Annotated in this window: 23 protein-coding genes and 1 riboswitch; of the genes, 12 read left to right on the top strand and 11 right to left on the bottom strand. The window is 73.1% G+C overall.

Annotation, left to right across the window (positions count from 1 at the left end; all coding sequences use genetic code 11):
- Window positions 1–5: 5 nt before the first annotated feature.
- Window positions 6–1028 carry an adenosine deaminase gene (locus BJY16_RS32015; RefSeq protein WP_185043261.1) on the bottom strand — a complete coding sequence of 341 codons (1023 nt, stop codon included), beginning with the start codon at window positions 1026–1028 and terminating at the stop codon, window positions 6–8.
- Window positions 1029–1077: 49 nt separating this feature from the next.
- A riboswitch (S-adenosyl-L-homocysteine riboswitch) is annotated at window positions 1078–1152 on the bottom strand.
- 11 nt (window positions 1153–1163) lie between these two features.
- Entirely contained in the window at window positions 1164–1658 is a 495-nt protein-coding gene (locus BJY16_RS32020; protein ID WP_185043262.1) for a hypothetical protein, read from the bottom strand.
- A gap of 61 nt (window positions 1659–1719) precedes the next feature.
- On the opposite strand from BJY16_RS32020, the gene BJY16_RS32025 reads away from it, so the two are divergent.
- Window positions 1720–2268: an SLATT domain-containing protein gene (locus BJY16_RS32025; RefSeq protein ID WP_185043263.1), complete on the top strand. Its 549-nt coding sequence runs from the start codon at window positions 1720–1722 to the stop codon at window positions 2266–2268.
- Between the two features lie 11 nt (window positions 2269–2279).
- Window positions 2280–2777 (top strand): pyridoxamine 5'-phosphate oxidase family protein, encoded by a 498-nt coding sequence (locus BJY16_RS32030; RefSeq protein ID WP_185043264.1) that lies wholly within the window; start codon window positions 2280–2282, stop codon window positions 2775–2777.
- Here BJY16_RS32030 and BJY16_RS32035 read toward each other — a convergent pair.
- Complete coding sequence (locus tag BJY16_RS32035) at window positions 2755–3255, bottom strand: GNAT family N-acetyltransferase (RefSeq protein ID WP_185043265.1); 501 nt, start codon at window positions 3253–3255, stop codon at window positions 2755–2757. The two genes, BJY16_RS32030 and BJY16_RS32035, sit on opposite strands and share 23 nt — an antisense overlap.
- Window positions 3256–3275: 20 nt before the next feature.
- Between BJY16_RS32035 and BJY16_RS32040 the strand changes: the two genes are divergently transcribed.
- Window positions 3276–3797 carry an AAA family ATPase gene (locus BJY16_RS32040; protein ID WP_185043266.1) on the top strand — a complete coding sequence of 174 codons (522 nt, stop codon included), beginning with the start codon at window positions 3276–3278 and terminating at the stop codon, window positions 3795–3797.
- On the opposite strand, the gene BJY16_RS32045 is transcribed toward BJY16_RS32040, so the two are convergent.
- Window positions 3784–4392, bottom strand: coding sequence for a TetR/AcrR family transcriptional regulator (locus tag BJY16_RS32045; protein ID WP_185043267.1), 609 nt, complete (start codon window positions 4390–4392; stop codon window positions 3784–3786). The two genes, BJY16_RS32040 and BJY16_RS32045, sit on opposite strands and share 14 nt — an antisense overlap.
- Window positions 4393–4480: 88 nt before the next feature.
- Between BJY16_RS32045 and BJY16_RS32050 the strand changes: the two genes are divergently transcribed.
- The gene (locus tag BJY16_RS32050) at window positions 4481–5455 is read left to right on the top strand and encodes a zinc-binding dehydrogenase (protein WP_185043268.1); all 975 of its coding nucleotides are present in this window, start codon (window positions 4481–4483) and stop codon (window positions 5453–5455) included.
- 5 nt (window positions 5456–5460) lie between these two features.
- Here the strand turns inward: BJY16_RS32050 and BJY16_RS47725 are convergent, their stop codons facing one another.
- The gene (locus BJY16_RS47725; RefSeq protein ID WP_260418333.1) at window positions 5461–5589 is read right to left on the bottom strand and encodes a hypothetical protein; all 129 of its coding nucleotides are present in this window, start codon (window positions 5587–5589) and stop codon (window positions 5461–5463) included.
- Window positions 5590–5806: 217 nt separating this feature from the next.
- A complete protein-coding gene (locus BJY16_RS32055; RefSeq protein ID WP_185043269.1) occupies window positions 5807–6970 on the bottom strand; it encodes a DUF5005 domain-containing protein in 1164 nt (387 codons plus the stop codon).
- A gap of 124 nt (window positions 6971–7094) precedes the next feature.
- On the opposite strand from BJY16_RS32055, the gene BJY16_RS32060 reads away from it, so the two are divergent.
- From BJY16_RS32060 to BJY16_RS32070, 3 genes are all read left to right on the top strand, one after another.
- The gene (locus tag BJY16_RS32060) at window positions 7095–8051 is read left to right on the top strand and encodes an MDR family NADP-dependent oxidoreductase (RefSeq protein WP_185043270.1); all 957 of its coding nucleotides are present in this window, start codon (window positions 7095–7097) and stop codon (window positions 8049–8051) included.
- A gap of 14 nt (window positions 8052–8065) precedes the next feature.
- Window positions 8066–8455, top strand: a complete 390-nt coding sequence (locus tag BJY16_RS32065) for a MerR family transcriptional regulator (RefSeq protein ID WP_185043271.1) — start codon at window positions 8066–8068, stop codon at window positions 8453–8455.
- 137 nt (window positions 8456–8592) lie between these two features.
- The gene (locus BJY16_RS32070; protein ID WP_203759015.1) at window positions 8593–9219 is read left to right on the top strand and encodes a helix-turn-helix domain-containing protein; all 627 of its coding nucleotides are present in this window, start codon (window positions 8593–8595) and stop codon (window positions 9217–9219) included.
- Here BJY16_RS32070 and BJY16_RS32075 read toward each other — a convergent pair.
- Both BJY16_RS32075 and BJY16_RS32080 read right to left on the bottom strand, forming a co-directional pair.
- Window positions 9201–9776 carry a dihydrofolate reductase family protein gene (locus BJY16_RS32075; RefSeq protein ID WP_185043274.1) on the bottom strand — a complete coding sequence of 192 codons (576 nt, stop codon included), beginning with the start codon at window positions 9774–9776 and terminating at the stop codon, window positions 9201–9203. The two genes, BJY16_RS32070 and BJY16_RS32075, sit on opposite strands and share 19 nt — an antisense overlap.
- A gap of 88 nt (window positions 9777–9864) precedes the next feature.
- Window positions 9865–10368, bottom strand: a complete 504-nt coding sequence (locus tag BJY16_RS32080) for a winged helix-turn-helix transcriptional regulator (RefSeq protein ID WP_185043276.1) — start codon at window positions 10366–10368, stop codon at window positions 9865–9867.
- A 55-nt stretch (window positions 10369–10423) separates the two neighbouring features.
- On the opposite strand from BJY16_RS32080, the gene BJY16_RS32085 reads away from it, so the two are divergent.
- A complete protein-coding gene (locus BJY16_RS32085) occupies window positions 10424–11260 on the top strand; it encodes a class I SAM-dependent methyltransferase (RefSeq protein WP_185043277.1) in 837 nt (278 codons plus the stop codon).
- A gap of 19 nt (window positions 11261–11279) precedes the next feature.
- Here the strand turns inward: BJY16_RS32085 and BJY16_RS32090 are convergent, their stop codons facing one another.
- Window positions 11280–12518 (bottom strand): GAF domain-containing protein, encoded by a 1239-nt coding sequence (locus BJY16_RS32090; protein ID WP_185043279.1) that lies wholly within the window; start codon window positions 12516–12518, stop codon window positions 11280–11282.
- A 171-nt stretch (window positions 12519–12689) separates the two neighbouring features.
- Between BJY16_RS32090 and BJY16_RS32095 the strand changes: the two genes are divergently transcribed.
- The 3 genes from BJY16_RS32095 (at window position 12690) to BJY16_RS32105 (ending at window position 15816) form a co-directional block, all read left to right on the top strand.
- On the top strand, window positions 12690–13931 hold the full coding sequence (locus tag BJY16_RS32095) for a chitinase (RefSeq protein ID WP_185043281.1): 1242 nt from the start codon (window positions 12690–12692) through the stop codon (window positions 13929–13931).
- 65 nt (window positions 13932–13996) lie between these two features.
- Window positions 13997–14443: an SRPBCC family protein gene (locus tag BJY16_RS32100; RefSeq protein ID WP_185043283.1), complete on the top strand. Its 447-nt coding sequence runs from the start codon at window positions 13997–13999 to the stop codon at window positions 14441–14443.
- A 137-nt stretch (window positions 14444–14580) separates the two neighbouring features.
- Window positions 14581–15816: an MFS transporter gene (locus tag BJY16_RS32105; RefSeq protein WP_185043285.1), complete on the top strand. Its 1236-nt coding sequence runs from the start codon at window positions 14581–14583 to the stop codon at window positions 15814–15816.
- A 284-nt stretch (window positions 15817–16100) separates the two neighbouring features.
- Here the strand turns inward: BJY16_RS32105 and BJY16_RS32110 are convergent, their stop codons facing one another.
- Both BJY16_RS32110 and BJY16_RS32115 read right to left on the bottom strand, forming a co-directional pair.
- Entirely contained in the window at window positions 16101–16610 is a 510-nt protein-coding gene (locus BJY16_RS32110) for a hypothetical protein (RefSeq protein WP_185043286.1), read from the bottom strand.
- Between the two features lie 49 nt (window positions 16611–16659).
- Window positions 16660–17973, bottom strand: a complete 1314-nt coding sequence (locus BJY16_RS32115; protein ID WP_203758999.1) for an RNA-guided endonuclease InsQ/TnpB family protein — start codon at window positions 17971–17973, stop codon at window positions 16660–16662.
- 158 nt (window positions 17974–18131) lie between these two features.
- Here BJY16_RS32115 and BJY16_RS32120 point away from each other — a divergent pair, with 158 nt between their 5' ends.
- Entirely contained in the window at window positions 18132–18962 is an 831-nt protein-coding gene (locus BJY16_RS32120; RefSeq protein WP_185043288.1) for an AfsR/SARP family transcriptional regulator, read from the top strand.
- Window positions 18963–18965 lie beyond the last annotated feature (3 nt).

Consider the following 18965-nt stretch of genomic DNA (forward strand, 5'->3'; position numbering starts at 1 on the left):
CTTCGTCAGCGGCCGGCGGCGTAGGAGTCGATCTCGGCCAGCACAGCCGCCTTGCCGGCGGCGTCCAGGAACGAGTAGCGCACCGCCTGCCGGGCCAGCTCGGCCAGACCCTGCTCGTCCAGGTCGAGCAGGTCCGCGGCGACCTGGTACTCCCGGTTCAGCGTGGTGGAGAACATCGGCGGGTCGTCCGAGTTGACGGTGACCGGCACCCCGGCCGCCACCAGCGCGGGCAGTGGATGCTCGGCCAGCGACGGCACCGACCGGGTGCAGACGTTCGAGGTCGGGCACACCTCCAGCGCGATGTCGTGCTCGCGCAGGTGGTCCATCAGCTCCGGGTCCCGGGCGGCGGCGATGCCGTGGCCGATCCGTTCCGCCCCGAGGTGCCGGACCGCCTCCCAGATCGCCTGCGGGCCGGTCGACTCGCCGGCGTGCGGCACGCTGTGCAGGCCGGCCGCCCGGGCGGCGGCGAAATGCTCGGCGAACTGCGCCCGGGACACCCCGGCCTCCGGACCGCCGAGTCCGAAGCTGATCAGGCCCTCCGGGCGCTGCTTGAGCGCCACCTCGAGCGTCATGTCGGCCGACTCCGGCCACGGCGGGCCCGGGATGTCGAAGCACCAGCGCAGCTCGATGCCGTGATCCCGGGCGGCTCGCCGCCGGGCGTCCTCGACCGCTTCGCAGTACGCCTCGGCCGGGATGCCGCGCTTGATCGACGAGTACGGGCTGAGCGTCACCTCGGCGTACCGCACCGCCTGGGCGGCCAGCCCGGCGCCGATGTCGTAGGTGAGCGTGGCCACGTCCTCGGCGTCCCGGACCAGGTCCACCACCGACAGGTACACCTCGATGAAGTGCGGGAAGTCGGTGAACGTGAAGTAGTCGGCGAGCAGTGCCGGGTCGGCCGGCACCGCGGTGCTCCCGGCGTACCGCGCGGCCAGGCCGGCCACGGTCTCCGGGGTGGCCGACCCGACGTGGTGGACGTGCAGCTCCACCTTGGGCAGGCCGGCGATGAAGTGGGTCAGATCTGGTGCCATGTGTCGGTCCCCGATGCGAGTCATCACCGGGGCGCCCGCGGGCAGCCTCCGGTGGGAGGCGCCCTTACGACCAAACGCGAGCCGAGCGTGGCGGACATCGTCCGTCGCAGCGCCCCTCGGCCCGCACCCGCGACGCTAACAACGCCGCTCGCGGTTGTCGAGAACGATCCGCGCGAGCGCTCTCAGCTCCCTCTCAAGGTCGTCGTCGGCACGGCCGCCGAGCTCGAACTCCAGCCGGTCGAGCAGCGCGAGGAGCCGGTCGGTGACGGCGCGGTCGCCGGTCTGGGCGAGCGCGCCGAGCAGCCGGTGGCCGCACTCTTCCGGCCGCAGCGATCGGGCGAGCAGGCGGCGGCACAGGTCGTGGGCAACGATCTCGGCGCTGCGTTCCAGGTCCGTCGACGCGATCTGCCAATCCGCGAGCATCGCGCGCAGCAGCTCGTCGGCGTCGTTCTGGTGCAGCCGGGAGGAGGACTGGATGGCCAGCTCCAGCGTCGCTCCACCGGACGCACCGGCGGCGAGCAGGTCGCAGGCAAGCAGCACCGCTTCCCGCGGCTCCACCCGCTCGATCACCAGCTGCGCCGACGCGAGCCGCAGCCGCCGCTGAAGATCGTGGTCCGGCCGCCGGGTCATGCTGGAGATCGTACGAACAGCCGGCCTCGTCACGCCCGGCAAACGTGACCACACTGGAGGGATGCCGACCCCGCCCGAGTCGCATCCCTCCGAGCGCGGATTCTTCGTCCTCTCCCAGCAGCAGTCCGGACTTCCACCGCGTGAGGCGATCATCCGCTTCCGAGAGGTGGTGGACGAGGACCTGAACTGGGCCGATCACCGTAAAGCGCGGTTCCGGCGGCGGGCCGTAGCAGTGAAGGTGTCCTCGCTGGTGCTGGCCGGTCTGTCCACGGTGGCGCTGGGCGTCGACCCGGACGGGCACGGCCGCGTGCTGGCGCTACCGCTGGTGGCCGCGGTCACCGTGCTGGCCGGCCTGGAGCCGTACATGAGCTGGCGGAGCCGGTGGGTCTCGATGGAGGAGGCCCGCTACGAGCTGAACCGCCTGCGCGACGAGATCGACTTCTACCTGGTCACCACCACCGCGAGCGACCAGGATCGGAAGCGGCTGGCCCGGTACTTCGCCGATCAGCAGCGGATCTGGCGTGGGGTCAGCAAGCAGTGGCGGGACTTCCGGGCCGCCGACACGGCCGCGCCCGCCGCCAAGGAACAGCCGGATGCCACCCAGCAGTAGAAGGAGCGTTCATGGATCAGGCAGTGCGGGCGGACAGGTGGGCGACGGTGCCGCGGCTGCTCGGGGAGCATCGGTACCTGGTGCTCGGGACGGCGGACGCGGACGGGAATCCCTGGGCGACGCCGGTGTTCTTCGCCGCGGACGGGGTGCAGCGGATCGTCTGGGTGTCGGCGCCGGGCAGCCGGCACTCGCGGAACATCGCGGTGCGGCCGACGGTCAGCATCACGCTTTTCGACACGCGGGTGCCGGTCGGGCAGGCCGAGGCCGTCTATCTGGAGGCGACCGCCGAGGTCATTTCCCAAGGCGACTACGGTACGGCCATCGCGCTGATCAACGCCAAGCTGCCGGACGATCGTCAGCTGGCGCCGGAGGATCTCGGGCCGGGCGGGCCGCTGGAGGTCTATCAGGCGACGGTGAGCCGGCATTTCGTGCTGGTGCGCGGCGGGGACACGCGGTTCGACAACGTCACCGACGCCCGGCTCGAGGTCAGCCCGCCGGCAGCTTCTTGACCAGCCAGATACAGGGGTCGGCCTCGTCGTGGCGGGCCCCGGCGTCGTCGAGGTAGTGCCAGTGGTCCACATAGCGGCACTCGGTCATCGTGTAGCCCAGCCGGAGGTAGAGGGCCGCGGCGCGCGGGTTGTCGTCGGCGACGCCGAGCCCGATCAGCGGCAGGCCCCGGTGCCGGGCCCGTCGCTCCGCCTCGGCGAGCAGCGCGGTGCCGACCCCGCGACCCTGGTGGTGGGGCGGCCAGACCTGCAGGCCGTTGATCTCCGGGCAGGCGAAGGCGGCGCGGACGGCGGGTTCCTTCGGGCCGGTCCAGAGCAGCTCGCACGAGCCGAGCGGGCCCTCCGCCGACCAGGCGATCAGGAATGAACCGGCGCCGGCGGCCTGCCGGGCGAACCGGGCCGCGTGCCCCCGCGTCCGGCCGGTAGGCCGCCACCGCTCCAGCCGCTCGACGTCCTCGGCCACACACTCGCGAATGTCCACACCGCCTAGCATCGGGCGTCATGATCGTGTGGATCAACGGCACCCACGGGGTGGGCAAGACGACGACCAGCGCGCTCGTGCAGCGGCTGCTGCCGGACTCGCGGGTGTTCGACGCCGAGAAGGTCGGCGAGACGCTGATGGACATCACGCCGGGGCTGCCCGCGACGGACAACTTCCAGCACTGGCCCCCGTGGCGGCCGCTGGTCGTGGAGACCGCCCGGCAGGTGCTCGCCTACACCGGCGGCACCCTGGTGATGCCGATGACCGTCCTGGTCGAGCGGTACTGGCTGGAGATCAGCGCGGGCCTCGCCGGGCACGGCATCCCGGTCCGGCACTTCGTCCTGCACGCCGACCGGGCGACCCTGCGCGGGCGGATCGAGGCCGAGCACCGCATCCCGTCGCCGTTCCGGCTGCGGCACCTGGAGCCCTACGCCGAGGCGGCCCGTACCTGGCTGCACGCGGCGGCCGAGGTCGTGGACACCACGCACCTGACGCCGGGTGAGGCCGCCGAGCGGATCGCGGCGGCGGTCAGCTCCCGGTGACCGTGTCCCAGGCGGCCATCGCGCAGTCGATCACCGATTCCAGTTCGGTACGCGAGGCGCCGTCCCGTGCCTGCAGCGAGAGCCCCTGCACCACGGTCGCGTAGTAGCGGGCGGCGGCGTCGAGCGTGGCCGGCGCGGCGGTGAGCTCGCCGTCGGCGGCGCCCCGGGCGAGCCGGTCGCGGATGGCGGCGAGCTGGCCGCGCCGGCGCTCGGCCAGGAACTCGCGGACCGCGTGGTTCTCGACGGCGCCGGTCGGCGCGGCCAGGATCAGCATGCAGTAGTGCGGGGTGTCCGGCCCGGTGATCTGGTCGGCGGTGGCGCGCAGCATGGCGTGGATCGCGGCGCGGGCGGCCGGCTCGTCGTGCAGGGCTCGGCGGGGCGGGGCGCCCGCGGTCGTACCGTAAAGCTCCATGACCTTGCGGAAGAGGTCGGCCTTGCTGCCGAAGCAGGCGTAGATGCTGGCCGAGGCGATGCCCATGGCGTCGGCCAGGTCGCTCAGCGAGGTGCCCTCGTAACCGCGCTCCCAGAAGACGTCCAGCGCCCGGCGCAGCGCGGTGTCCGGGTCGAAGGTGCGGGGCCTGCCGCGGGTAGCCATCCGGCGGTTCCCCTCCTTTCTTTGTCGATCGATCAAGTTTAGCCTGGAGCCTAATTGTTGGTTGTTCGACAAAAAAAGGAGACCGACCATGCGTGCGCTCCAGCAGACCTCCTGGAACGGTCCACGGGACCTGCGCCTGATCACCGACGCACCGGTGCCGCGGCCGGGTGCGGGCGAGATCCTGCTCCGGGTGACCGCCGCCGGGGTGAACTTCGTGGACGTCTCGCAGGCGCGCGGCGCGTTCGCGGGCGGGCCGCAGCCGCCCTACCTGGCCGGGATCGAGGCCGCCGGGGAGGTCACCGCGCTCGGCGAGGGCGTGACCGGCCCGCAGGTCGGCGCGCACGTGGCCGGGGTGGCGATCGGCGGCGGCGCCTTCGCCGAACACCTGGTGCTGCCGGCCGCCGCGGCAGTCCCGGTGCCGCCCGGCTGGACCGACGAGCAGGCGCTCGGCCTGACGGTGAACTGGCCGACCGCGCTGGCGGCGCTGAAACCGCTGGGCGGGCTCGCCGCGGGGCAGACCGTGCTGATCCACGCGGCGGCGGGCGCGACCGGGCAGGCCGCGGTGCGGATGGCCAAGCACTACGGCGCCACGGTGATCGCCACCGCCTCCCCCGGCAAGCACGACGTGGTGCGGGCGCTCGGAGCCGACCACGTGCTCGACTCCCGGGGTGGCGACCTCGCGGCCGAGGTGCTGCGGCTCACCGGCGGCGTCGACCTGGTGCTGGAGTCGGTCGGCGGCCCGGCGCTGGAGGCCAGCCTGGCGGCGGCCAAGCGGGTGACCGGCCGGGTGGTGGTCTACGGGCTGGCCGGCGGGGAGGCGTCGATCAGCAACTGGGACCTGGTCTACCGGCACCAGGTGCACGTCGTCGGACTCAACATCGGCGTCCTGATCCAGGCGGCGCCGCGGCTCTTCGGTGAGCTGATGGGCGAGATGTCCGGCCTGGTGGCGGCGGGGGTCCTCGGTCCGGTCCAGCCCACCGTGCACGACCTGGCGGAGGGACCGAAGGTGCTCTCCGAACTGGCGGCCCGGGCCACGGTGGGCAAGCTCGCGCTGCGGCCCTGACCCGGTCACACCCCGGCCAGGAAGAGGACACCGGTGACGACCAGGCCGGCCTCGACCAGGAGGACGAAGACGCGGTCGCCGATCCGGCCGACGATCTTCTTGCCCGCCCAACCGCCGGCCAGGGTCGCCGGCACCGTAGCCGGCGATCGTGAACAGGTGCACGGTGAGGGCGCTGGCCGCCTCGGTGCCGCACCACGGGTCCGGACCGCGGCGCGTCCCGCGGCAGGCCGGCTGGGCGCCAGGGGTGTCTCGAACGGTCCGAGACACCCCTGACGCCCAGCCACGACCGTGACGCGCCTGCGAGCCCGAGCAGGGATCACCTCGGACGGGACGGCCGGTCCGGCGACGACGTCACCAGGGCACGGCGACCACCCGCACATGGTTGTCGTCCGGATGGTAGTGCGAGATGAACAGCGACGTCGACGTGCTCAGCTCCGGATGGCCGATGAACGCGTAGCACCAGCTCTTCGTGGTGCTGGCGCAGCCGGGCAGGACCGCTTCGGCGCCGGCCGTCCACGGGCCGGTCGGGGCCGGGGCGTTCCACACCCGGTAGTGCCCGGCGATCGTGGTCTGCTCGATCGCGACGTAGCCGCGGCCCGGGAAGACGTGCACGTCCACCCCGAACGGGCGGGCGCCGGGCAGCGCCGAGGTGGCCGCCGCCGGGTCCGCCGACCAGGCCGAGCCGGTCCACCAGCGGTAGCTGCTCGCGGTGGACCAGCCCGCGCTGGCCGACCACGGGGTGCGGGCCAGCACCACGGTGCCGTCCCCGCAGGCGCCGAAGGCCGACGAGGTGCACAGGAACGTGTACAGGTAGAGGTAGCCGTCGGCGGCGAAGGTGGGCGAGCCGAGGCGGCGCTGCCAGGCCAGCTCACCGGTGGCCGGGCGGGGGAAGACGGTGGCCGGGCCGACCAGCTGGTTGGTGGCCGGGTCGTAGAACGTGACGCCGTAACTCTGCGTGGTCCAGGCGTTGTTGTGGACGCAGACGTTGGTGTAGGTCAGGAACAGCAGCGACGAGCCGCTGCGCCCGCTGATGGTGCGGTTCGGCCCGCGGGTCAGGCCGGTGATCCAGGAGGCGGCGTACGACGAGGTGCCGCTGCTCCCGCAGGCGGTGCTGGTCCCGGGCAGCACCAGCCCGGCCGGCGCGGGCAGGAACGGGGCCGGCGCCCGGGTGCTCGGCACGGCCGGCGCGGCCGGCGGCGTGGGCAGCTCGCTGAGCGTGCTGGGCACCTGCCCGGCGGTGTAGGAGCCGCGCGCCGCGGTCGACCCGCCGATGAAGCCGATGATAGTCCCGGCCGGGTTCACGATCGCCGTGTCGCAGAAGGTCCACAGCGCCTGCCCGCTCGCCGACGGGATCGGCGCGCTGAACCCGCAGTCGCGGCCGACGGTGTTGCCGCTGGCCGTCTCGTAGCGCGACACCACCCGGGCCGGTGGCGGCGCGTCCGCCAGCGCCACGCCGGGCACGGTGAGCACCGCTCCCCCGACGAGTGCGGCCGTCAGAGCTCTTCGTATTCGCATGCTGCCCCCTCAGTCAGTCATCGCTGTCGATGCACAGACTCGCACGGGACCCGGCTCGTGAGGAACCTTCATGTCGCGGTCGGGACTTGCCTCTGACGTACGGGGAAGGTTTTAGCGTGCGCGCATGCGTGAGATCCGAGTGGCCGCAACCGGCCGGCTGACCGTGTCCGACACCGACGTGCCCGAGCCGGGGCCGGGTGAGGTGCTGGTCCGCAACCGCTACTTCACCGTCTTCGCCGCGCTGCGCACCCTGCTGGCCGGCGGGGTGCCCGGCGCGCCGCTGCCCGCGCTGCGGCCCGGCGACACCCTGGTCGGCCCGGCCATCGGCGAGATCGTCACCGGTCCGGACGCCGGCGCCCTGGTCCGGCACCTGCGCGGCTGGCGCGAGTACGCGGTGCTCCCGGCCGCCGAGGCTGAACCGCTGACCACCGCCCTGCCGGACCCGGTCGCGCACTTCGCGCAGGGCGCCACCGCCTACGGCGCGCTCACCCGCGCCGCCCCGGTCCGGGCGGGCGACACGGTGTTCGTGTCCGGCGGCGCCGGATCGGTCGGCACGATGGCCGGGCAGATCGCCCGGCTGCTCGGCGCCGCCCGGGTGATCGGCAGCACCGGCTCGGCGTGGAAGGCCGAACGGATGCTGGCGCTCGGCTACCACGCCGCGGTCACCCGGCCGTTCGGCGAGCGGCTGGCCGAGGCCGCCCCGGACGGCGTCGACGTGGTCTTCGACAACGTCGGCGGCGACGACCTGCGGGCGGCGATCGCGGTGGCCAACCGGTCCGCCCGGTTCGCCCTGGTCGGGGCGCTGTCCGGGCAGCTCGCCGAGCACGGCACCGGTACCACCGGGCCGGTCGAGATCGACTCGTACCAGCTGATCCTCAAGCAGATCACGATGATCGGCTACAGCGCCGGCGGGGACGCCGCGGTGCGCGCCGAGTGGGACGAGCGGTTCGCGGCCTGGCTGGCCGCTGGCAGAATCGAGTTCCCGCACGTGCTGGTGGACGGCATCGAGCAGGCGCCGCAAGCGTTGCGCGACGTGTGGGCCGGCCGCCACTTCGGGACCGTGGTGGTGGCGCTGAGCTAGGAGGGGGCATCCGGGTGCGGATCGGGGATGCGGCGGCAGCGGCCGGCACGACACCGCGGGCACTGCGCTTCTACGAGGAGAACGGGCTGCTCCCGGCGCCCGGGCGGACCCCGACCGGCCAGCGGGTCTACGGGCCCCGGGAGCTCGGCCGGGTCCGGGTGATCCGCGAGCTGCTCGGGCTGGGGCTGACCATCGCCGACCTCCGGGCCTGCGCCGACCGTCTGGATCTGCTGGAGGACGATCAATTGCCACCGTACGGCGGGCCGGGCACCTGCGCGCGCCCGGCCGGCATCGTCCACCGTCGGATCGCCGCCCTGGACGCGGAGATCGCCCGGCTCAGCGACCTCCGCGACCGGCTGGCGGCCCGGGTCGGCGGCGACGTCAGGGGCGCGGCAGCGTCCTGATCGCCCGGCACGCGCGCCTCGGCTGGAGCGCTCCGGCGTATCCTTCGCCGGTGACAGGACTGCGGTTCCGGACGCGCGGATCCGACTCGCCGTGGGTCGACGCCGTGTGGACGTGCACGAGCGAGCAGGTCACCTCGATGACCTCGGTCGCCGCGGTGCGCTGGGGCCTGGTCTTCTGGGAGCAGGCCGGCACGGCCTGGGCGGCGGTCACCGGCCCGGAGACGCGGACCGGCACCGCGCCGGTGCCGGAGGGCGCGACCTTCACCGGCATCGACTTCGCCGTCGGCACCTCGCTGCGGGCGGTGCCGACGCCGGCGCTGACCGACGGCGGGATCACCCTGCCGGACACCACGCACCGGACCTTCCGGCTGGACGGCGCTCGCTTCGAGACCCCCGGTCCGGACGACGCCGAGGCGCTGGTCGAGCGTCTGGTGCGGGCCGGGATCGTGGTCCGCGACGAGGTCGTCGCCGACGTGCTGCGGGGGCACCGGCCGGACCTCTCGGGGCGCACGGTGGAGCGCCGCTTCCGTACCGTCACGGGTTTGACCCAGGGCGCGGTCCGGCAGATCGAGCGGGCCCGCACCGCGGCGCAGCTGCTCGCATCCGGCGAGCCGGCCGCCGACGTGGTGGCCAAGCTGGACTACTTCGACGAGCCGCACCTGGCCCGGGCGTTGCGCTCCTACGTCGGGCGGACCGCCGGGCAGCTGCGCGACGGCGCCGGCGGCGCGATCGCCCTCGACCTGCCTCAGCGCCGGACGTCGTAGACCAGCTTCAGGATCCCGTTCGAGTAGGTCTCCGACTCGCGCAGCGTCAGCATGTGCTTGTCCCGGTCGGCCCGGCCGAACAGGCTCTTGCCAGCGCCCAGCAGCACCGGGAAGACCAGCAGGTTGTACTGGTCGATCAGGCCGGCGTCGGACAGCCGGCGGGCCAGCTCGGCGCTGCCGTGGATGAAGATCGCGCCGCCCTCGGTCTCCTTGAGCGCGGCGACGTCCTCGGTCGAGCGCAGGATGGTGATCGGTCCCCACCCGTCGACGAGGGCGTCGTCGGGCATCGTGCTCGACACGACGTACTTGGGCAGCTCCTTGTAGGCGGCGTGGTCCTGCGAGCCGGGCCAGAACGGCGCGAACGCCTCGTAGCTGCGCCGGCCGAACATCAGCGCGGTCGTGCCGGCCAGCTCCTCGCCCTTCAACGACCAGGCTTCCGGGACGAAGTCGAGGTCCTTGACCACCCACCCGCCGCTGCGGTGCCCCTCCTCGGGCCCGCCGGGCGAGTCCACGACGCCGTCGAGCGACATGAATCCGGTGTAGACCAGGTCACGCATGGTGCTGTCTCCTCCTGCTCGGCCGAACTGGCGAGGTCCACGCTAGATCCCGGCCGGCCGGGCTGTCTTGGACGGAAACGACACCGGCTCAGCGGGTGCGGCGGCCGGCCAGCAGCGGGCCGATGACCGAGGTGCCCGGGCCCAGCCGGCCGCCGGGACCGGGCAGCTGGGTGGTGTTGTCGATGGTCAGCGGCTGGTGGCAGTGGGCGCAGGTGGTGACCGCGGTGGTGTCCCGGCCGCAGTCGCGGTGGTGCACGCGGACCGGCGGGCCGTCCTGGCTGTACCACCGGTCGCCCCAGTTCATCAGGGCGAGCAGGACCGGGAAGAGCTCCTTGCCCTTCTCGGTCGGCACGTAGTGCTCGCGGGGCGGGTGCTGCTGGTAGCGCTCGCGGGCCAGCACGCCCTCCTCGACCAGCCGGGACAGCCGGGCGGTCAGCACCTTGCGGGAGATCTGCAGGTCCTCGGCCAGATCGTCGAACCGGGTGATGCCGACCAACACGTCCCGCATGATCAGCGCCGTCCAGGCGTCGGCGAACAGGTCGGTCGCGCGGGCGATGGAGCAGGCCACGTCGGTCAGTCGGGTGCGGGTCACACGGAGGAGCCTACTGCGCGTAGAGTTCCCTTAGGGAACTCAAGGAGGAGGCGGCATGTCCGGACCACGCCTGGAGCTCGACACCCGCTCCGCGGATGCCATCGACGGACGGCATCTGCGCGCGGTCGCCTTTCACGAGGTGCGACTTTCGTACGTACGCGGAATCCCCGGTCTCGTCCGGCCGCAGGCCCGGACCCTGGTGGTCGGCGGTGGCCGGGGCGTGCTGGCGGCCGGACTCGCCGGGCTCGGCCTGGAGGTGACCAGCGCCGACCCGTCCCCGGTGGCGACCGAGCTGGCGAAGGCGTCCGTGCCGGGCTCCGGGACCGCGCCGAGCTTCGTGACCGCGCCGAGCGAGGAGCTGCCGTTCCCCGACGCGGCCTTCGACGTCGTCTACTGCGCGGACACCTTCGAGATCACCGGCGACCTGGACCGGGTGGCCGGCGAGGTGGCCCGGGTGCTGCGGCCGGGCGGCATCCTGGTCTACGACACGGTGAACCGCACGGTGCCCGGCCGGATCGTCTACCTCGGCGCGTTCCAGGGCATCCCGTTCACCCGGATCATGCCGCCGGGGCGCTACTCGGCGGCCCGCCTGCGCCCGCCGGCCGAAGTGCAGGCCACCCTGGCCGCGCACGGGTTGGACAGCCGCGATGTCTGCGGTTTCAAGCCGGCCAGCCTGGGCCGCCTGGTCAGCGCGGTGCTCCGCCGCCGCCGCGGCCGGCTCACCGACGACGAGGTCGGTCCCCTGACCGGTTTCGTCCTGGACCCGAAGGGCCCCCCGGTCGTCACCTACCTCGGCTGGGCCGCCAAACCCGGACCCAGCCTGCCTGACCCCGGGGCATCCGCTGCCCCGGGGACCGGATCGTGGGACGACGAGCAGCACGACCAACCGTGACGCCTGCGGCCGACCGCGGTCAGCGGGCGCGGTAGGCGGCCAGGCCGCCCAGCTCCTCGCTGGCGATGAAGACCGATCGGACGTTGAGGATCGCCTCCTCGACGTGGGCCGGGCAGCCCCACGCCGCGTCGCCCCACGAGTCGGCGATCTTGATCTCGGCGGGCTCGGTGCAGCCGGCCCTGCCGCCGAGCTGGCAGTGCTCCGGGTGCGGGGCGGCGGCCTGAGCGGCCGCGGCGGCGCGCAGGCGGTCGGCAAGCTGGGCGGCGGCGGTGGCCCGCTCCTCGGCGTCGGCGCGCAGCTCGCGTTCGGCGCGGATCGCCTTGGCCAGTTCGGCGCGGGCGGCTTCGGCGCGCTCCTCGGCGGCCTGGCGGGCCTGCTCGCCGTGGTGCCGCTCGATGGCCAGCGCGGCGGTGCCGGCGAAGACCCGGGCCAGGGCGAGGTCGGCGTCCTGCGGGACGCGGGGCGTGCGGTGGTACATGGCGAAGGTGCCGAGCAGGCTGCCGTCGCGGGCCAGGATCGGGGTGGACCAGCAGGCCGCTACCCCGGCGCGGCCGGCCAGGTCGCGGAAGTCGGCCCAGAACGGGTCGGTGGCGATGTCGGTGACGATCACCGGCTCGCGGCGGTGCGCGGCAGTGCCGCAGGAGCCGACGCCCTCGCCGGTGGCGATGCCGTCGATCGCCTCGTTGTAGAAGGCGGGCAGGCTGGGCGCGGCGCCGTGCCGCAGGTGCCGGCCGTCCTCGTCGGCGAGCAGGACCGAGACCAGCACCTCGTGCGGGGCGAGCCCCTCGATGCACCGGGCCATCCCGTCGAGCGTGTCGGCGAGCGGGGCCTGGCGGGCGATCTCCTCCAGCAGCGCACGGTGCTCGGCCATCAGCCGCTGGGCGTGCTTGACCTGGGTGGTCTCCACGCCGATCACCCGGATCCCGATCACCTCGCCGGCGGCGTCGCGGCGCGGCTCGTAGGTGAAGTCGAAGAACGCCTCGCGCGCCTGCGGCCCGTCGCCGAGCACCACCGGGGCGTCCCGGCCGGTGTACGGCTCGCCGGTCCGGTAGACCCGGTCGAGCAGGTCGAGAAAGCCCTGGCCGGCCAGCTCGGGCATCAGCTCGGCGAGCTTCACCCCGGTGCGCGCCCGCCCGTCGCCGATCGCCGCGAAGAACGCCGGGTTCGCCGCCTCGACCACGTGGGCCGGGCCGCTCAGCGAGGCGAACACGGCGATGGACTGCCCGAACAGCGTCCGCAGATCCTCGTCCACCGTCATTGTCGCGCCCCCTTGCCCGATCAAAACCAGGCCAGCGTACGGGGTGGGCCGTCGTCCGGCGACCGGCGGCTCGCCGGGCACCCCATGACATCTGTCATGCATTGACACACTCCGATCCCCGGCCATACCGTCCGAGCTATTAGGAAACCTTTCTAATAGTTCGGAGAAGCCATGCGACAACTGACCGCCGCCGTCCTCGCGGCCGTCGCCGGCGCCGCCACCACGGTGGCCCTGGTGCCCGCGTCCGACGCCGCCGCGGCCCCGCTGCCGGCGCACGTCTTCGCGCCCTACTTCGAGGCGTGGACCGGCGACAACCCGGCCACCCTGGCTCAGCAGTCCGGCGCCAAGCACCTGACCATGGCGTTCCTGCAGGCCGCCACGAAGGGCTCGTGCACCGCGTACTGGAACGGCGACAGCTCCAGCCCGGTCTCCGCGGCGGTCTTCGGCAGCGAGATCGCCACCATCCGGGCCGCCGGGGGCGACGTGATCCCGTCCTTCGGCGGGTACACCGCCGACAACACCGGCACCGAGATCGCCGACAGCTGCACCAGCGTGAGCTCGATCGCGGCGGTCTTCCAGAACGTCATCACCACCTACGACGTGACCCGGATCGACCTGGACATCGAGGACAACTCGCTGACCAACAGCGCCGGCATCGACCGGCGCAACAAGGCGATCAAGCAGGTCGAGGACTGGGCCGCGGCGCAGGGCCGGACCGTGCAGTTCTCCTACACACTGCCGACCACCACCTCCGGACTGGCCGACTCCGGCCTGGCCGTGCTGCGCAACGCGGTGGCCAACAACGCGCGCGTCGACCTGGTCAACATCATGACCTTCGACTACTACGACGGGGCCACCCACCAGATGGCCGCCGACACCAAGACCGCCGCGACCGGGCTGCACGACCAGCTGCGGCAGCTCTACCCGGGCCGGACCGACGCGCAGCTGTGGGGCATGGTCGGGGTGACCGAGATGATCGGCATCGACGACTACGGTCCGGCCGAGACGTTCACGACGGCCGACGCGCCGGTGGTGGCGCAGTGGGCGACCGAGAAGGGTCTCGGGCTGCTGTCGTTCTGGGCGCTGCAGCGGGACAACGGCGGCTGCCCGGGCGTGGGCGGCAGCGACAGCTGCTCCGGGGTCAGCCAGTCGACCTGGCAGTTCAGCAAGGCCTTCGCGTCGTTCACCTCGACCGGTTCGACCTCGCCGACGTCGCCGACCTCGCCGTCGCCCTCCTCCCCCTCGTCGCCGTCGTGCACCACCCCGGCGTGGACCGCGTCCGCCGTCTACACCGGCGGCCAGACCGTCTCCTTCGCCGGCCGCCTCTACCGGGCCAAGTGGTGGACCCAGGGCGAGTCACCGGCCACCCACAGCGGACAGTGGGACGTCTGGGCCGACAAGGGACCCTGCTGACGACCGATCCGCCGGGTCCGGGCCGCTGCCCGGACCCGGCATTCTTGGGTACGCTGAGCGGCACCATGAACGTCGTCCTGACCGGCAAGCTGACCGTCGCCCGACCGCCCGAGCAGGCGTTCGAGCTGTTCACCGCGCGCGGCGAGGAGCGCTGGGTGCCGGGCTGGCAGCCCCGTTTCCCGGCGCCCGCGCCCGACGACTCGGCCCCCGGCACCGTCTTCGAGACCAGCGCCGACGGCCGCACCACGACGTGGGTGGTGGCCGACCGGACGCCCGGCCGCCGGGTGCGCTACGCCCGGGTGCTGCCCGGCGTCACGGCCGGCACCGTCACGGTGGAGCTGGCCGAGGGCGCCGGCGGGCACAGCGACGTCACGGTCACCTACGAGCTGACTGCGCTGACCGCCGCGGCGGAGCCGGAGCTGCGCGAGTTCGCCGCCGGCTATGCCGGGATGCTGCGTCACTGGTCCGACGCGATCGCCGCCGCGCTGACCGAAATGGATGGCGGCGAGTAGGCCCGGGCGATAGGTTGCCTGCCATGTTCGACCCGCGGAAGTCCTAGCCGTCATCCCTGACGCGCGGGTGGAGTCTGCCCTTTTCCGCCGCGTGTCCTCCGGATCCGTGACGGCGCACTCTCCGACAGGACTTCCCGATGGACCTCCGTACCTCTCCGTCTGCCCGGCCGCTGTGGCGGCACCGTGACTTCCGGCTGCTGCTCGGCGGGCGGCTGATCTCCCAGCTGGGCGACCAGCTCCAGTTCCTCGCCCTGCCGCTGCTGGTCGTGACGCTGACCGGCTCGTCCGCCCAGGCCGGCCTGGTGCTCGGCCTGCAGACCGTGGTCTACCTGGGCTTCGGGCTGGTGGCCGGCGCGCTCGCCGACCGCTGGGACCGCAAGGCCACGATGATCTGGTGCGAACTCGGCCGCGCGCTGCTGACCGGCAGCATCCCGGTCGCCGCCGCGGCCGGTGTGCTCGGCATGCCGCAGCTGTTCGCCGTCGCGGTCGCCAACGGCGTGCTCAGCACCCTTTTCGGCGCGGCGAACAGCGCCGCGCTGCCGGCCATCGTCACCCGCGCCCAGCTGCCCACCGCACTCGGCGCGATCGGCGCGGCGTCGAACACGCTGCGGATCGCCGGCGCCTCGGTGGCCGGCCTGGCCTACACGCTCGGGCGGATGCTCCCGTTCGCGGTCAACGCCGTCTCGTTCCTGGTGTCGGCGGCAGCGCTGCGGGCCATCCGGGCCGGCTTCCAGCAGGACCGCGCCCCGGCGGCGGCGTCGCCGCGCGAGCTGATCGCCGACATCCGGCACGGGCTGTCCTGGCTGTGGCACCGGCCGGTGATCCGGACCCTGGCCCTGCTGGACGCGGGCGACAGTCTCCGGTACGGCGCCGGCTACCTGCTGATCATCATGCTCGCCCGGGAGCTGCACGCGAGCCCGGCCCAGGTCGGCCTGGTCTTCACCGGCGCGGCGGCCGGGGCGCTGCTCGGCAGTCTGCTGGCGCCGGTGCTGGCCGGGCGGTTCCCGCTCGGGCGGCTGTCCATCGCGATGCTCTGGGTGGAGGCGCTGGCGTTCCCGTTCTACGCGCTGGCGCCGGCCTGGTGGCTGCTGCTGGTCGTGGCGTTCGCCGAGTCGGTGGTGGCGCCGGTCTACACCGTCGCCCTGGACTCCTACCGGATCGGGGTGACGCCGGACGCGCTGCGCGGGCGGGTGACCGGCGCGATCGACACGCTCACCACCGGCGCGGCCGCCGTCGGGACGATGGCCAGCGGCGCGCTGATCGCCGGCATCGGGGCGCCGGCGCTGACCTTCGTGCTGGTCGGGTGGCTGACGATCCTGGCGCTGGTCGCGACGCTGAGCCGGACGGTCCGCTCCGCCACCGCGACCGGCTGACCCGGCGGTCCGCTCCGCCACCGCGACCGGCTGCCCCGGGCGATCCGCACCACCACCGCGACCGGCTGCCCCGGGCGATCCGCACCACCACCGCGACCGGCTGACCCGGGCGATCCGCACCACCACCGCGACCGGCTGACCTGGGCAATCCGCACCACCACCGCGACCGCCCGCCACGATCCGCGGCCGGGCGGCACCGTTCCGCCGCGCGGGTGCGGCTCTGGTCGCACCGAAAGGATGGGTTGCCGGTGGAAGCGATCCGGAGCCGCGCCGCCCGCCTGGAGTCAGGCGGCGTCGCGGTCGCGGGTGCGGCCGGACAGGTCACGCAGCCACTTGCACAGGGCGCCGGTGACGGCGTCCTCATACTCGGCGAGGGCGTGCGGGGCGGACACCGTCGCCGTGGTGTGGCGGCGCCGGCGCTGCGGCTCCAGGACGGCCAGGCAGCCGGCGATGACAGTCTCGAAGGTCTCGCGGTCGGCGGCCGCCATGGTGAGCAGGACCCGGTCGAGGACCTCCGAACGGGTGAGCTGCTGCGGGATGTCGAGCAGCCAGGCGCGCTGCCGCTCACGACCGGTTTCGGTCAGCGTGCAGACGCGCGGGGCGCGGCGGGCGGCACCGTTCAGCAGCCGGACGTGACCGAGCCGCTCCTGGCGGTTCACCGCGTTCACCACCCGGTTGATCCCGACCGCGTGCTCCGGGCCGAACGTGGCGGCGTGCCGCTGCTGCAGCTCGTACGGGGTCGCGGGCCGATCAGCCAGGAAGACCAGCAGCATGTCCCCGAGCGTTGCCGTCATGGCGCTGCGCCGCCTCCCGCAGACCCAAACATCTACATGGATGTAAAAGTTAACACCCCCGGTGGGTCCGCGTCGTTGCCCCCGCACCGCCGTTATGCTGCTCGGGACCGCCGCGCCGTTCGTAAGGATCCCGACTTGACATCTCCCCGCCCTCAAGGACGGGGATTCCAGCGGTCACCCGCCGGGTTTCCTGTTTCACAGCCTGCTGCCCCGGACGGAGATTCCCCCGTTGAGGTCTTACGCCAGCTCCACAGGCAGACACCGCCAGCCCGGCGGCCAGGATGTTGCGGGCCGCGTTGACGTCGCGGTCGTGGGTGGCGCCACAGGGGCAGCTCCACTGGCGGACGTTGAGCGGCATCTTTCCCGTGAGGTGCCCGCAGGCCGAGCAGACCTTGGACGACGGGTACCAGCGGTCGATCACGACCAGGTCCCGGCCGTACCAGTCGGCCTTGTAGGTGAGCAGCTCACGGAAGGTGGTCCAGGCCGCGTCGCAGATGGCGCGGGCCAGGGTGTGGTTCTTGACCATGTTGCGCACGGCCAGGTCCTCGATCACGAGCGTTTGGTTCTCACGCACGAGTCGGGTGGTCAGCTTGTGCAGGTGGTCACGGCGCCGGTCGGCGATGCGTGCATGCACGCGGGCGACCTTCAGCCGGGCCTTGGCCCGGTTCGCGGAGCCTTTCTCCTTGCGGGCCAGATCGCGTTGCGCGCGGGCCAATCGGCGCCGGTCGGCACGCTCCTGGCGGGGGTTGGCGACCTTCTCCCCGGTGGAGAGGGTGACCAGGTGGTCCAGACCGGCGTCGATGCCGACTGCAGCCCCGGTGGCCGGCGCGGGTTCGATGGCGTCCTCGCACAGCAGGGCCACGAACCAGCGGCCCGCCGAGTCCCGCGACACGGTCACGGTGGACGGCGACTGCCCTTCGGGCAGCGGCCGGGACCAGACGACCTCCAGCGGATCGGACATCTTGGGCAGGGTCAGCTTGCCGTTCTTCCAGCGGAAGGCGGACGCGGTGAACTCGGCCGAAGCCCGCGACTTCCGCTTCGACTTGAAGCGCGGGTACCTCGCCCGTTTCTCCCAGAAAGCGGAGAACGCCGCTTGCAGATGCCGCAGGCACTGCTGGAGCGGGACAGAGGAAACCTCGTTGAGGAACGCCAGTTCCTCGGACTTCTTCCAGGCGGTCAGCATCGCGCTGGTGGCGTTGTAGTTGACCCGTTCCTGCCGCTGACACCAGGCGGCGGTGCGGGCCTGCAGGGCCAGGTTGTAGACCTTGCGCACACACCCGAACGTCCGGTTCAGCAGATCGGCCTGCTCCGGAGTCGGATAGAAGCGGAACTTGAACGCCCGCTTCACGCTGCGCCTGGACAAGCCGCACACGTTAGCACATTTGTTCGTGAGGGATCGTACGAGCAGTCTGTGGGAGGACACCAAACCGCCTCGACGGCGAACGAGCCATCCCTGACCTGCACCGCAGGAGTTCCGTTTTCTCTCCGACCTGAAGGCCGGAGTATCCACGGAGGAATCTGATGACCGAGGGCTCGTCCGCCGGTGAGCTGCGGTTCGAGGTGCTGGGACCGATCCGGGCGTTCCGGGGTGACCAGCCGATCGACCTCGGGCCGCCCAGCCGCCGGGCGGTGCTCGCCGCCCTGCTGCTGCAGCCGGGCCGGCCGGTGCCGCTGGAGCGGATCGTCGCCGCGCTGTGGGACGGCGACCCGCCGGAGAACGGCGCCGACGTGGTGCTGCGGTGCATCGGGGAGCTGCGGCGCACCCTTGATCCGGAACGGACGTCGCTGCTGGCGCTGACCGACGGCGGTTACGTGCTGCGGGTCGGCGAGGAGGCGGTGGACGCGGGGCGGTTCCGGGCGTCGCTGGCGCAGGCCCGCGCCGAGCACCAGACCGGCAATGTGGACACCGCGACCGGGGCGGTGCACCGGGCCCTGGAGTTGTGGCAGGCGGAGCCGCTGACCGGGATGACCGGCTCGATCTTCGAGGCGGCCAAGGCGCGGCTCAAGCAGGACCGCGCCACCGCGTCGCAGCTGCTGGCGGCTCCCGACCCGGCTCGCGCCGCCACCGCGAATCCCGGCGCCACCGGGAATCCCGTTACCCCGACTCGCTTTTCTGCGTCCGCCTCCGTCCCGGCTTCCGCGCCCGCTTCCGCTTCCCCGGCGCCGGCCGCCGCCGACCCGGCCCCTTCCCGGCCGGCCGCTGCTGAGCCGCAGACGAAACCGGCCGCCGCTGAGCCGTCGCCCGCGAAACCGGCCACCGCTGAGCCGCCGGCGAAACCGGACTATCCCGACGCGGTCGACCCCTGGGACGGGCACGACCTCTTCCCACCCGACCCGATGTCGATCCTCTGACGA

The sequence above is a fragment of the Actinoplanes octamycinicus genome (assembly GCF_014205225.1).
In the GTDB taxonomy this organism is placed as follows: Bacteria; Actinomycetota; Actinomycetes; order Mycobacteriales; family Micromonosporaceae; genus Actinoplanes; species Actinoplanes octamycinicus.

Bases quoted from the DNA above. Each gene is read 5' to 3' on its own strand.
- BJY16_RS32015 (WP_185043261.1), bottom strand. From the start codon at position 1,028: ATGGCACCAGATCTGACCCACTTCATCGCCGGCCTGCCCAAGGTGGAG.
- BJY16_RS32020 (WP_185043262.1), bottom strand. From the start codon at position 1,658: ATGACCCGGCGGCCGGACCACGATCTTCAGCGGCGGCTGCGGCTCGCG.
- BJY16_RS32025 (WP_185043263.1), top strand. From the start codon at position 1,720: ATGCCGACCCCGCCCGAGTCGCATCCCTCCGAGCGCGGATTCTTCGTC.
- BJY16_RS32030 (WP_185043264.1), top strand. From the start codon at position 2,280: ATGGATCAGGCAGTGCGGGCGGACAGGTGGGCGACGGTGCCGCGGCTG.
- BJY16_RS32040 (WP_185043266.1), top strand. From the start codon at position 3,276: ATGATCGTGTGGATCAACGGCACCCACGGGGTGGGCAAGACGACGACC.
- BJY16_RS32045 (WP_185043267.1), bottom strand. From the start codon at position 4,392: ATGGCTACCCGCGGCAGGCCCCGCACCTTCGACCCGGACACCGCGCTG.
- BJY16_RS32050 (WP_185043268.1), top strand. From the start codon at position 4,481: ATGCGTGCGCTCCAGCAGACCTCCTGGAACGGTCCACGGGACCTGCGC.
- BJY16_RS32055 (WP_185043269.1), bottom strand. From the start codon at position 6,970: ATGCGAATACGAAGAGCTCTGACGGCCGCACTCGTCGGGGGAGCGGTG.
- BJY16_RS32060 (WP_185043270.1), top strand. From the start codon at position 7,095: ATGCGTGAGATCCGAGTGGCCGCAACCGGCCGGCTGACCGTGTCCGAC.
- BJY16_RS32070 (WP_203759015.1), top strand. From the start codon at position 8,593: ATGACCTCGGTCGCCGCGGTGCGCTGGGGCCTGGTCTTCTGGGAGCAG.
- BJY16_RS32075 (WP_185043274.1), bottom strand. From the start codon at position 9,776: ATGCGTGACCTGGTCTACACCGGATTCATGTCGCTCGACGGCGTCGTG.
- BJY16_RS32085 (WP_185043277.1), top strand. From the start codon at position 10,424: ATGTCCGGACCACGCCTGGAGCTCGACACCCGCTCCGCGGATGCCATC.
- BJY16_RS32090 (WP_185043279.1), bottom strand. From the start codon at position 12,518: ATGACGGTGGACGAGGATCTGCGGACGCTGTTCGGGCAGTCCATCGCC.
- BJY16_RS32095 (WP_185043281.1), top strand. From the start codon at position 12,690: ATGCGACAACTGACCGCCGCCGTCCTCGCGGCCGTCGCCGGCGCCGCC.
- BJY16_RS32100 (WP_185043283.1), top strand. From the start codon at position 13,997: ATGAACGTCGTCCTGACCGGCAAGCTGACCGTCGCCCGACCGCCCGAG.
- BJY16_RS32105 (WP_185043285.1), top strand. From the start codon at position 14,581: ATGGACCTCCGTACCTCTCCGTCTGCCCGGCCGCTGTGGCGGCACCGT.
- BJY16_RS32110 (WP_185043286.1), bottom strand. From the start codon at position 16,610: ATGACGGCAACGCTCGGGGACATGCTGCTGGTCTTCCTGGCTGATCGG.
- BJY16_RS32120 (WP_185043288.1), top strand. From the start codon at position 18,132: ATGACCGAGGGCTCGTCCGCCGGTGAGCTGCGGTTCGAGGTGCTGGGA.